Here is a 12,729-nt window from a genome sequence, read left to right as displayed (position 1 = left end):
ATAATCGCCGGCTTTTGATATCCGAACGACAGGGAGAGGCAATGCGCGAGCGACTATTGGCGGCGGAGAAGGTGACCGCGATCCGCTGGCAGGGCGGCGTCCTGCACCTGCTCGACCAGCGCCTGCTGCCGTCCCGGGAGTGCTGGCTGGCCTGCGACAATGTCGCGCAGGTGGCAGCCGCGATCCGCGACATGGCGGTGCGCGGTGCTTCGGCGATCGGTATCGCGGCGGCCTACGGCCTGGTGCTGGCCCTGGAAGAGCGGCTGGCCGAAGGTGGTGACTGGGAGCTGGACCTGGAAGAGGACTTTCTCACCCTGGCCGAGGCGCGCCCCACGGCTGCCAACCTGTTCTGGGCACTGAACCGCATGCGCGAGCGCCTGCAGCGCCTGCGCCCGGACGAAGACGTGCTGGCCGCGTGCGAGGCCGAAGCGCTGGCCATTCACGAAAGCGACCGTGAAGCCAACCTGACCATGGCCCAGCACGGCACCGAGCTGATCCGCCGCCACCAGGGCAACGCCCAGACCCTGCTCACCTATGGCAATGCCGGTGCGCTGGCCAGTGGCGGCTTCGGCACCGCGCTGGGGGTGATCCGTGCCGGTTACCTCGAAGGCATGGTCGAGCGGGTGTATGCCGGCGAGACGCGCCCCTGGCTGCAGGGCTCGCGCCTGACCGCGTGGGAGCTGACCAACGAAGGCATCCCGACCACCCTGTGCGCCGATTCGGCGCTGGCCCACCTGATGAAGACCAAGGGCATCACCTGGGTGGTGGTGGGGGCGGACTGCATTGCCGCCAATGGCGACATGGCTGGCAAGATCGGCACGTACCAGCTGGCGGTCAGCGCCATGCACCATGGCGTGCGCTTCATGGTGGTGGCGCCCAGCACCAGCATCGACCTGAACCTGGCGACCGGCGAGGATATCCCCCTGGAAGTGCGTGAGGCCGATGAACTGCTGGATTACGCCGGCACCCGGGTGGCCCCGGAGGTCGAGGTGTTCAACCCGGTGTTCGACGTGACCCCGGCAGACCTGATCGACGTGATCGTGACCGAGCGCGGCATTGTCGAACGTCCGGATACCGCCAAGCTGGCGCAGTTGATGTGCCGCAAGCGCCTGCATTGATAACCTGAAACACGCGTACCTTGTGGGAGCGGCCTCGTGTCGCGATTGGGCCGCAAAGCGGCCCCGGGATCTTGGCGAAGACGCAAAAATTGCAGGGGCTGCTGCGCAGCCCTTTCGCGACACAAGGCCGCTCCCACAATGACCGTGCACCGCCGTACAGATCTCCCCACCGCACCCGCCTTTGTGGTAACATCCGGCAGTTTCCAAGACCGCCCATCACGGCGGCCTTCATTGCGCAGATCCATGGCACAACTCATTGATTTGTCGTAAGTCGTCGCACCCTTATGCGCTGCGGCGGCGAGCTTCGTTCGGCCCTTGATGGAGCTGCGAAGTTTCACCAGAAAAAGGAATCAGGCTTCTCATGGGCGAACTGGCCAAAGAAATCCTCCCGGTCAATATCGAAGACGAACTGAGACAGTCCTACCTCGACTACGCGATGAGCGTGATTGTCGGGCGAGCGCTGCCCGATGCACGTGACGGCTTGAAGCCCGTGCATCGTCGCGTTCTCTATGCGATGAGCGAACTGGGCAACGACTGGAACAAGCCGTACAAGAAATCCGCCCGTGTGGTCGGTGACGTGATCGGTAAGTACCACCCGCACGGCGACACTGCGGTCTACGACACCATCGTGCGTATGGCCCAGCCCTTCTCGCTGCGCTACCTGCTGGTCGATGGCCAGGGCAACTTCGGTTCGGTGGACGGCGACAATGCCGCGGCCATGCGATACACCGAAGTGCGCATGACCAAGCTGGCCCACGAGCTGCTGTCCGACCTGCACAAGGAAACCGTCGACTGGGTGCCCAACTACGACGGCACCGAGCAGATCCCGGCGGTCATGCCCACGCGTATCCCCAACCTGCTGGTCAACGGTTCCAGCGGTATCGCCGTGGGTATGGCGACCAACATTCCGCCGCACAACCTTGGCGAAGTCATCGACGGTTGCCTGGCGCTGATCGACAACCCGGAAGTCACCGTCGATGAACTGATGCAGTTCATCCCCGGCCCGGACTTCCCGACAGCCGGCATCATCAACGGTCGCCAAGGCATCATCGAGGCCTACCGCACCGGCCGCGGCCGCATCTACATGCGTGCCCGCTCCGAGGTCGAAGACATCGACAAGGTCGGTGGCCGCCAGCAGATCGTGATCACCGAGCTGCCGTACCAGCTGAACAAGGCGCGGCTGATCGAGAAGATCGCCGAGCTGGTCAAAGAGAAAAAGATCGAAGGCATCACCGAGCTGCGCGACGAGTCCGACAAGGACGGCATGCGCATCGTCATCGAGCTGCGCCGCGGCGAAGTGCCGGAGGTGGTGCTCAACAACCTCTACCAGCAAACCCAGCTGCAGAGCGTATTCGGCATCAACGTGGTGGCCCTGGTGGACGGCCGCCCGCGGCTGCTCAACCTCAAGGACCTGCTCGAAGCGTTCGTCCGTCACCGCCGTGAAGTGGTGACCCGCCGCACTGTCTTCGAGCTGCGCAAGGCCCGCGAACGCGGCCACATCCTTGAAGGCCAGGCGGTTGCGCTGTCCAACATCGACCCGGTCATTGCCTTGATCAAGGCTTCGCCTACGCCTTCCGAGGCCAAGGAAGCCCTGATTTCCACGCCGTGGGAGTCCAGTGCCGTGCAGGTCATGGTCGAGCGCGCCGGTGCCGAGGCCTGCCGCCCTGAAGACCTGCCCGAGCAGTATGGCCTGCACGATGGCAAATACTTCCTGTCGCCGGAACAGGCCCAGGCCATTCTCGACCTGCGCCTGCACCGCCTGACCGGCCTGGAGCACGAGAAGCTGCTGGCCGAGTACCAGGAAATTCTCGAGCAGATCGGCGAGCTGATCCGCATCCTCAACAGCGCCGAGCGCCTGATGGAAGTGATCCGCGAAGAGCTGGAGGCCATCCGCGCCGAGTACGGCGATGCCCGCCGCACCGAAATCCTCAATGCCAGCCACGACCTCAACTACGGCGACATGATCCCGGAAGAAGAGCGCGTGGTCACCATTTCCCACGGTGGTTACGCCAAGACCCAGCCGTTGTCCGCTTACCAGGCCCAGCGCCGTGGCGGCAAAGGCAAGTCGGCGACCGGCGTGAAGGACGAGGACTACATCGAGCACCTGCTGGTCGCCAACAGCCACGCCACGCTGCTGCTGTTCTCCAGCAAGGGCAAGGTGTACTGGAAAAAGACCTACGAAATTCCGGAAGCATCGCGTGCCGCCCGTGGTCGCCCGCTGGTGAACCTGCTGCCGCTGGAAGAGGGTGAGCGCATCACCGCCATGCTGCAGGTGGACCTCGAGGCCCTGCAGCAGAACGCAGACCTTGACGAAGAGCTGGAAGACGCCGACGACACCGTGCTCGAAGGTGAGCTGGTCGAGGCCGAGGAAGTTGACGAAGAAGACGGCGACACCCCTGAGTGGGTGGCAGAGCCGACCGGCGCGTACATCTTCATGGCCACCGCTTCGGGTACCGTCAAGAAGACCCCGCTGGTGCAGTTCGCCCGCCCGCGCTCCAATGGCCTGATTGCCTTGAAGCTCAAAGAAGGCGATACCCTGATTGCAGCGGCCATCACCGACGGCGCCAAGGAAGTGATGATGTTCTCCGACGCTGGCAAGGTCATTCGCTTTGCCGAGAGCGTGGTGCGTGAAATGGGCCGTAACGCCCGTGGCGTGCGGGGCATGAAGCTGGGCAAGGGGCAGCAGATCATTTCCATGCTGATTCCGGAGTCCGGCGCGCAGATCCTGACCGCTTCCGAGCGTGGCTTTGGCAAGCGTACCCCGCTGTCCAAGTTCCCGCGCCGCGGCCGTGGCGGCCAGGGCGTGATCGCCATGGGCACCAAGGGGCGCAATGGCTTGTTGATCGGCGCCATCCAGGTGCATGAAGGTGAGGAGATCATGCTGATCTCCGACCAGGGCACGCTGGTGCGCACCCGGGTTGGCGAAGTGTCCAGCCTGAGCCGCAACACGCAGGGTGTGACCTTGATCAAGCTGGCTGCCGACGAAACACTGGTTGGCCTGGAGCGGATCCAGGAACCGTCCGAGGACGAACTCGACGATATGGTCGAGGCGGGCGAGGAGGGTGTCGAGGCGGAAGTGCCAGACAATGACGAAGCTGCAGGCGCCGCAGAGGCCCCGCAGGAGTAAGCAGGTGTAAAACCCGAACGGGGCGACCAAGGTCGCCCCGTTTGACTGATAACTGCAGGCAATGCCTGGCCGGGTGCGAGCAAGCTTTTTGTAGGAGCGGCCTTGTGTCGCGAAAGGGCTGCAAAGCAGCCCCAGGATTTCAGCGGCGCTGCAAAAAGCTGGGGGCCGCTTCGCGGCCCTATCGCGACACAAGGCCGCTCCCACAAAGAGGCGCGTGCGGCCTGCAAGAAATGAATTTGTACCATTTGGCAGAGCGAGAGTGGATGTGAGCAACCGAGCCTTTAACTTCTGCGCAGGCCCTGCCGCGCTTCCTACCGCTGTTCTGCAGCGCGCCCAGGCTGAAATGCTGGACTGGCATGGCAAGGGCTTGTCGGTGATGGAAATGAGCCATCGCAGCGACGATTACGTGGCCATCGCCGAAAAGGCCGAGCAGGACCTGCGTGACCTGCTGTCTATCCCCTCCAACTACAAGGTACTGTTCCTGCAGGGTGGTGCCAGCCAGCAGTTCGCTGAAATCCCGCTGAACCTGCTGCCGGAAAACGGCACTGCCGACTACATCGAGACCGGTATCTGGTCGAAGAAGGCCATCGAGGAAGCGCGCCGCTTCGGCAACGTCAACGTCGCCGCCAGCGCCAAGGCCTACGATTACCTGGCCATTCCGGGCCAGAACGACTGGAAACTGACCAATAACGCTGCCTACGTGCACTATGCGTCCAACGAAACCATCGGTGGCCTGCAGTTCGACTGGGTGCCGCAGACCGGTGACGTTCCGCTGGTGGTCGACATGTCCTCCGACATCCTCTCGCGCCCGATCGACGTGTCGCAGTTCGGCCTGATTTACGCCGGCGCGCAGAAAAACATCGGCCCCAGCGGCCTGGTGGTGGTGATCGTGCGTGAAGACCTGCTGGGCCACGCCCGCAGCAGCTGCCCGACCATGCTCGACTACAAGGTGTCGGCCGACAACGGCTCGATGTACAACACCCCGGCCACTTACTCCTGGTACCTCTCGGGCCTGGTGTTCGAGTGGCTCAAGGAGCAGGGCGGTGTCGAGGCCATGGAGCAGCGCAACCGGGCCAAGAAAGACCGCCTGTACGGCTTCATCGACAGCAGCGAGTTCTACACCAACCCGATCAGCGTCAATGCCCGCTCGTGGATGAACGTGCCGTTCCGCCTGGCCGATGAACGCCTGGACAAGGCCTTCCTCGCCGGTGCCGATGCTCGCGGCCTGCTCAACCTCAAGGGCCACCGCTCGGTGGGCGGGATGCGCGCCTCTATCTACAACGCCCTGGGCCTGGACGCCGTGGAAGCGCTGGTGGCCTACATGGCTGAATTCGAGAAGGAGCACGGCTGATGTCGGAACAGGAACTCAAAGCCCTGCGCGTTCGCATCGACAGCCTCGACGAGAAAATCCTCGAGCTGATCAGCGAGCGCGCCCGGTGTGCCGAAGAGGTTGCGCGGGTCAAGACCGCTTCGCTCAAAGAAGGCGAGAAGCCGGTGTTCTACCGCCCCGAGCGCGAAGCAGCAGTGCTCAAGCGGGTGATGGAGCGTAATAAAGGGCCGCTGGGCAACGAAGAAATGGCGCGGCTGTTCCGCGAAATCATGTCGTCGTGCCTGGCCCTGGAAGAGCCGCTGAAAATCGCCTACCTGGGCCCTGAAGGCACCTTCACCCAGGCGGCGGCCATGAAGCACTTCGGTCACGCGGTGGTCAGCCGCCCGATGGCGGCCATCGACGAGGTGTTCCGTGAAGTGGCAGCCGGTGCTGTGAACTTTGGCGTAGTGCCGGTGGAAAACTCCACCGAAGGTGCTGTCAGCCACACCCTGGACAGCTTCCTCGAGCATGACATGGTGATTTGCGGCGAAGTCGAGCTGCGTATCCACCACCACCTGCTGGTGGGGGAGAGCACCAAGACCGACAGCATCACCCGCATCTATTCCCATGCCCAGTCCCTGGCCCAGTGCCGCAAGTGGCTGGACGCGCACTACCCGAACGTGGAGCGGGTGGCGGTATCGAGTAATGCCGAGGCCGCCAAGCGCGTGAAGGGCGAGTGGAACTCGGCGGCGATCGCCGGTGACATGGCTGCCAACCTGTATGGCTTGACCCGCCTGGCCGAGAAGATCGAAGACCGCCCAGACAACTCCACGCGCTTTTTGATGATCGGCCAGCAGGAAGTGCCGCCCACCGGCGACGACAAGACCTCGATCATTGTTTCGATGAGCAACAAGCCGGGCGCGCTGCATGAGCTGCTGGTGCCGTTCCACCAGAACGGCATCGACCTGACCCGCATCGAAACCCGCCCGTCGCGCAGCGGCAAGTGGACCTACGTGTTCTTCATCGACTTCGTTGGCCACCACCGCGACCCACTGATCAAGGCGGTGCTCGAACAGATCAGCCAGGAGGCTGTGGCGCTGAAGGTGCTGGGCTCGTATCCGAAGGCAGTGCTTTGATTCAGGGCCGCTGGGGGCGCTTTGCGCCCCATCGCCGGCAAGCCAGCTCCCACAGGTACAGCGCAAGCCTCCAGGTTTCCACTGCCCCTGTGCCTGCGATGGGCTGCAACGCAGCCCCAGCGGTCTCACAGGCTGTCCCCCACAGGTCCAGCACAAGCCCCCAGGTTTGCACTACTCCTGTAGGAGCTGGCGTGCCTGCGATGGGTGTGGGAGCTGGCTTGCCTGCGATGGGCTGCAACGCAGCCCCAGCGGTCTCACAGGCTGTCTCGATTTCTGAACAGGGTTCACACCAGTGGTAAATGCAGCAAAAACCAAACCCGCGCCCATCATCAACCGCCTGGTCGTAGTTGGCCTCGGCCTGATCGGTGGTTCGTTCGCCAAGGGCCTGCGTGAAAGCGGCCTGTGCCGCGAAGTGGTCGGAGTCGACCTGGACGCCCCCTCGCGCAAGCAGGCCGTAGCCTTGGGCGTGGTCGACCGCTGCGAAGAAGACCTCGCCACCGCCTGCGTGGGCGCCGATGTCATCCAGCTGGCCGTGCCCATCCTGGCCATGGAGAAAGTTCTGGCGCGCCTGGCTCGGCTAGACCTGGGCAACGCCATCATCACCGACGTCGGCAGCGCCAAGGGCAATGTTGTTCGTGAGGCGCGCTCTGTTTTTGTAAACGAGAGCGGCCGGCGCCTGCCGCGCTTCGTGCCTGGCCACCCCATCGCCGGTTCCGAGCAGAGCGGGGTAGAGGCATCCAACGCCACCCTGTTCCGCCGGCACAAGGTCATTCTCACGCCGCTGGCCGAAACCGACCCGGCCGCACTGGCCCTGGTCGACCGCCTGTGGCGCGCGCTGGAGGCCGATGTCGAGCACATGACGGTCGAGCGCCACGACGAAGTGCTGGCCGCCACCAGCCACTTGCCGCACCTGTTGGCCTTTGGCCTGGTCGATTCACTGGCCAAACGCAATGAAAACCTCGAGATCTTCCGGTACGCTGCCGGGGGGTTCCGCGATTTCACCAGGATCGCCGGCAGCGACCCGACCATGTGGCATGACATCTTCCTCGCCAACCGCGATGCTGTCCTGCGCACACTTGATACATATCGCAGTGATCTCGACGCCTTGCGCGACGCTATCGCTGAAGGGGACGGGCACCAGTTGCTGGGTGTATTCACCCGCGCACGCGTTGCCCGCGAGCATTTCAGTAAAATCCTGGCCCGTCGGGCCTATGTGGACGCTATGAACGCCAACGATCTGATTTTCCTGGCCCAACCGGGTGGCCGCCTGAACGGGCGGATTCGTGTACCGGGCGACAAGTCGATTTCTCACCGCTCGATCATGCTTGGCTCGCTGGCCGAGGGCACCACCGAGGTCGAAGGCTTCCTCGAAGGTGAAGACGCCCTGGCGACCCTGCAGGCATTCCGTGACATGGGTGTGGTCATCGAAGGCCCCAACCACGGCCGCGTGACCATTCATGGTGTTGGCCTGCACGGCCTGAAGCCGCCGCCCGGCCCGCTGTACGTAGGCAACTCGGGGACCTCGATGCGTTTGCTGTCCGGCTTGCTGGCCGGCCAGCCGTTCGACGTGACCATGACCGGTGATGCCTCGTTGTCCAAGCGCCCGATGAACCGTGTGGCCAACCCGCTGCGCGAAATGGGTGCCGTGGTCGAGACCGGCCCGGAAGGCCGCCCGCCGCTGACCATTCGCGGCGGCCACCGGCTCAAGGGGCTGACCTACACGCTGCCGATGGCCAGCGCGCAGGTCAAATCCTGCCTGCTGCTGGCCGGCCTGTACGCCGAAGGCAAGACCACCGTCACCGAGCCGGCACCGACCCGCGACCACACCGAGCGCATGCTGCGCGGTTTCGGCTACGCGGTAGAAAGCAATGGCCCGGTGGCCTCGTTGCAGTCTGAGGGCAAGCTGACCGCCACCCGCATCGAAGTGCCGGCCGACATCTCCTCGGCAGCCTTCTTCCTGGTGGCGGCGTCCATCGCCGAAGGCTCCGAACTGGTGCTGGAACACGTCGGCATCAACCCGACCCGTACCGGTGTCATCGACATCCTGCGCCTGATGGGTGGCGACATCACCCTGGAGAACCAGCGTGAAGTCGGCGGCGAGCCGGTGGCCGACCTGCGTGTGCGCGGGGCCAAGCTGAAGGGTATCGATATCCCTGAAGAACTGGTGCCGCTGGCTATCGACGAGTTCCCCGTGCTGTTCGTTGCCGCTGCCTGCGCCGAAGGCCGTACCGTGCTGCGCGGTGCCGAAGAGCTGCGGGTGAAGGAGTCCGACCGTATCCAGGTGATGGCCGACGGCCTGCTGACCCTGGGCATCAAGTGCGAGCCGACCCCGGACGGCATCATCATCGACGGCGGCCAGCTGGGCGGCGGCGAAGTGCATGGCCACGGTGACCACCGCATTGCCATGGCCTTCAGCGTGGCCTCGCTGCGCGCCAGTGCGCCGATCCGCATTCATGACTGCGCCAACGTTGCCACGTCGTTCCCCAACTTCCTGGCGCTGTGCGCCGAAGTGGGCATCCGCGTGGCAGAAGAGGGCAAGTCGTGAATACGCTGGCCCCCATCATCACCATCGACGGGCCGAGTGGCTCTGGCAAAGGTACGGTCGCCGGCTTGCTGGCGCGCGAACTGGGCTGGCGCCTGCTGGACTCGGGCGCGCTGTACCGGCTGCTGGCGTTCAATGCCAGCAACCACGGTGTCGATCTGACCAACGAAGAGCTGCTGACCAAGCTGGCCGCCCATCTGGATGTGCAGTTCATCGCCGCCGAGCCCGGTAAGCTGCAGCAGACCATTCTCGAAGGTGAGGACGTCAGCCAGGTCATCCGCACCGAAACCGTCGGTGCCGGTGCCTCGATGGTGGCGTCGCTGCCTGCCGTGCGTGAGGCGCTGCTGCAGCGCCAGCGCGCCTTCCGGGAAATGCCTGGGCTGATTGCCGACGGCCGCGACATGGGCACGGTGGTATTCCCCGACGCGCCGCTGAAGGTATTTCTGACCGCCAGTGCCGAGGAACGGGCGCGCCGCCGCTACCTGCAGTTGAAGGGCAAGGGTGAAGATGTTAGTCTGTCGAGTCTGCTGGATGAGATTAGGGCGCGTGATGAACGCGACACTCAGCGTGCAGTGGCCCCGCTGAAACCAGCGGCAGACGCCATTCAGCTGGATTCCACCGAGTTGTCCATCGAGCAGGTGTTGCAACGTATCAGGAGCGAGATCGCCCAGCGCGACCTTCTCTGATCACCAGGAAAGCAGGCAGGTTCACCAGTCAACGTCTTGCCGGCGTTCCTTTACTTTAAACAGACCCACATTGTCTGGAATGTGGCGAGGGGCGTTTGTTTCGCCCGAATCTACAGGAATTAAAATGAGCGAAAGCTTTGCAGAACTCTTTGAAGAAAGCCTGAAAACCCTCAATCTTCAGCCGGGTGCCATCATCACCGGTATCGTTGTCGACATCGACGGCGACTGGGTTACCGTACACGCTGGCCTGAAGTCCGAGGGTGTCATCCCGCTCGAGCAGTTCTACAACGAAGCTGGCGAACTGACCATCAAGGTCGGTGACGAAGTCCACGTTGCGCTGGACGCGGTCGAAGACGGCTTTGGCGAAACCAAACTGTCCCGTGAAAAAGCCAAGCGCGCCGAGTGCTGGATTGTTCTGGAAGCAGCTTTCGCCGCCGAAGAAGTGGTCAAGGGCGTTATCAACGGTAAGGTTAAGGGCGGCTTCACTGTCGACGTTAACGGCATCCGTGCGTTCCTGCCGGGCTCCCTGGTTGATGTCCGCCCAGTGCGCGACACCACCCACCTGGAAGGCAAAGAGCTGGAATTCAAGGTCATCAAGCTGGACCAGAAGCGCAACAACGTTGTCGTTTCCCGTCGCAGCGTGCTGGAAGCCGAGAACTCCGCCGAGCGCGAAGCCCTGCTGGAAACCCTGCAGGAAGGCCAACAAGTCAAAGGTATCGTCAAGAACCTCACCGACTACGGCGCATTCGTGGACCTGGGCGGTATCGACGGCCTGCTGCACATCACCGACATGGCCTGGAAGCGCATCAAGCACCCATCGGAAATCGTTAACGTTGGCGACGAAGTCGACGTACGCGTTCTGAAGTTCGACCGTGAGCGCAACCGCGTTTCGCTGGGTCTGAAGCAAATGGGTGAAGATCCGTGGGTAGCTATCACTGCCCGTTACCCAGAAGGTACTCGCGTACAGGCTCGCGTAACCAACCTGACCGACTACGGCTGCTTCGCTGAGCTGGAAGAAGGCGTTGAAGGTCTGGTACACGTTTCCGAAATGGACTGGACCAACAAGAACATCCACCCGTCGAAAGTCGTTCAGGTTGGCGACGAAGTGGAAGTCATGGTTCTGGACATCGACGAAGAGCGTCGTCGTATCTCCCTGGGCATCAAGCAGTGCAAGTCCAACCCATGGGAAGACTTCTCCGGCCAGTTCAACAAGGGTGACAAGATCACCGGTACCATCAAGTCGATCACCGACTTCGGTATCTTCATCGGTCTGGACGGCGGCATCGACGGCCTGGTTCACCTGTCCGACATCTCCTGGAACGAAACCGGCGAAGAAGCCGTACGTCGTTTCAAGAAGGGCGACGAGCTGGAAACCGTCATCCTGTCGGTTGACCCAGAGCGCGAGCGCATCTCCCTGGGCATCAAGCAGCTGGAAGACGATCCGTTCTCCAACTTCGTTGCTGTCAACGACAAGGGCGCTATCGTCAAGGGCATCGTGAAAGAAGTTGACGCCAAAGGCGCCATCGTCACCCTGGCCGACGACATCGAAGCCACTCTGAAAGCTTCCGAAATCAGCCGTGACCGCGTTGAAGACGCGCGCAACGTTCTGAAGGAAGGCGAAGAGATCGAAGCCAAGATCATCAGCGTTGACCGCAAGTCCCGCGTTATCAGCCTGTCGATCAAGTCGAAAGACGACGCTGAAGAGCGTGAAGCTATCCAGAGCCTGAAAAACGCTCCGGAAGCTGCTGCCGACACCACCATGGCTGCGCTGCTGCGCGAAGCAATGGCCAAGCAGAACTGAGTTCTGTTTGATCGGTAAAAAAGGGCGACCCTCGGGTCGCCCTTTTTTTGTGTTCTTAGTATGCCCCGCGATGCCCTGGAGCGTTCGTGCACAATCCGCACAGGCATAACTGTCGCGAGGCGCGGGCGGCGTGCGATACGTCTCCATCGTGATGCCTTAAAGCCATGCTGCATCCCAATGAGGATATGCGCCAACCGATGTCACCAGTCCGGCCCTTACCGGATTGGCAACGATGTATCTCGCGATCTTGAAAACATCCTCGTCCCGGCGCAAGGCTCGGTCGTAATAACCTGCCTGCCACACCGGCTTCCCCTTTGCCCCGGCCTTTTGAAGCGCATTGCTGGACTGGCTTTTGAAGCGCTGCATCAATGTTCCAAGCGTCACTTCTTTCAGCTCAATCAGCCAATGCACATGGTCTGGCATTACGACCCAGGTCAGCGATCGGCAGTGGTGTTGTTCTTCCGCGTAACGAAGGTTTTGGATGACCAACCGTGCGAAGCGGAGGTCGTGAAACAAAGGCTTACGTCGATGAGTGACCGTAGTCAGCATATAAAGCCTGCCTGGTACCGAGCATCGCGCGCGGCGAAGCCTGTAGCCATGAGGGTTCGGCATTGCGTTCATCCTTGAGCAGGTAATTGCTCGGTCAGCATAGTCAGCCTGTGCAGGGATCGACCCGCCAGTGATTTGCAGTATGTAAACAAGGACCAAAGCGTTCGCGCGCACCTGGCCCAGGCATAACTGGCCCGAAACAAGCGTAGGAGCGAGCGCAGCTCGCGATGCGCCGCGCGGGCGGCGCGGCCTCGCGGGCAATGCCGCTCCATCGCCGTACCTTTACCGGCACGGCGCATGGCATGAGATATCGGGGTAGCCCCGGGGGGCTTGTCGTGGGGGATGTGGTGGTGCGCAAATCGAGCGCCGCCCGCGCGGCGCGGCCTCCCTAGACCATTCCGGTAAAACTTCAATCTTGAAATTTTTTATTAAGTCAAGATGCACCCTGTTCAAATCCTTCC

General features: G+C 62.5%; 8 protein-coding genes. 7 read left to right on the top strand and 1 reads right to left on the bottom strand.

Annotated features, from left to right (window positions below; genetic code table 11):
• Positions 1–41: 41 nt before the first annotated feature.
• The 7 genes from mtnA to rpsA all read left to right on the top strand — a co-directional run bounded on the left by mtnA (position 42) and on the right by rpsA (position 11,719).
• Positions 42–1,118, top strand: a complete 1,077-nt coding sequence (gene mtnA, locus DMX12_RS26435; RefSeq protein WP_029886219.1) for an S-methyl-5-thioribose-1-phosphate isomerase — start codon at positions 42–44, stop codon at positions 1,116–1,118.
• A 361-nt stretch (positions 1,119–1,479) separates the two neighbouring features.
• Entirely contained in the window at positions 1,480–4,245 is a 2,766-nt protein-coding gene (gene gyrA / locus DMX12_RS26430; RefSeq protein ID WP_110679872.1) for a DNA gyrase subunit A, read from the top strand.
• A 265-nt stretch (positions 4,246–4,510) separates the two neighbouring features.
• Positions 4,511–5,596, top strand: coding sequence for a 3-phosphoserine/phosphohydroxythreonine transaminase (gene serC / locus DMX12_RS26425; RefSeq protein WP_110679879.1), 1,086 nt, complete (start codon positions 4,511–4,513; stop codon positions 5,594–5,596).
• Positions 5,596–6,690: a prephenate dehydratase gene (gene pheA / locus DMX12_RS26420; protein WP_054914096.1), complete on the top strand. Its 1,095-nt coding sequence runs from the start codon at positions 5,596–5,598 to the stop codon at positions 6,688–6,690. The genes serC and pheA overlap by 1 nt, the downstream gene beginning before the upstream one ends.
• Before the next feature lie 325 nt (positions 6,691–7,015).
• Complete coding sequence (locus DMX12_RS26415) at positions 7,016–9,235, top strand: bifunctional prephenate dehydrogenase/3-phosphoshikimate 1-carboxyvinyltransferase (protein ID WP_256599177.1); 2,220 nt, start codon at positions 7,016–7,018, stop codon at positions 9,233–9,235.
• Entirely contained in the window at positions 9,232–9,918 is a 687-nt protein-coding gene (gene cmk / locus DMX12_RS26410; RefSeq protein WP_009685997.1) for a (d)CMP kinase, read from the top strand. The genes DMX12_RS26415 and cmk overlap by 4 nt, the downstream gene beginning before the upstream one ends.
• A gap of 124 nt (positions 9,919–10,042) precedes the next feature.
• Complete coding sequence (rpsA, locus tag DMX12_RS26405; protein ID WP_003252673.1) at positions 10,043–11,719, top strand: 30S ribosomal protein S1; 1,677 nt, start codon at positions 10,043–10,045, stop codon at positions 11,717–11,719.
• Between the two features lie 156 nt (positions 11,720–11,875).
• On the opposite strand, the gene DMX12_RS26400 is transcribed toward rpsA, so the two are convergent.
• Positions 11,876–12,331 (bottom strand): transposase, encoded by a 456-nt coding sequence (locus DMX12_RS26400; RefSeq protein WP_110679870.1) that lies wholly within the window; start codon positions 12,329–12,331, stop codon positions 11,876–11,878.
• Positions 12,332–12,729 lie beyond the last annotated feature (398 nt).

The sequence above is a fragment of the Pseudomonas sp. MB-090624 genome (genome assembly GCF_003205245.1).
GTDB classification, from domain to species: Bacteria; Pseudomonadota; Gammaproteobacteria; order Pseudomonadales; family Pseudomonadaceae; genus Aquipseudomonas; species Aquipseudomonas juntendi.
Note: the sequence above shows the minus strand (reverse complement) of the source record. Positions and strands in the feature narration are given on the sequence as shown.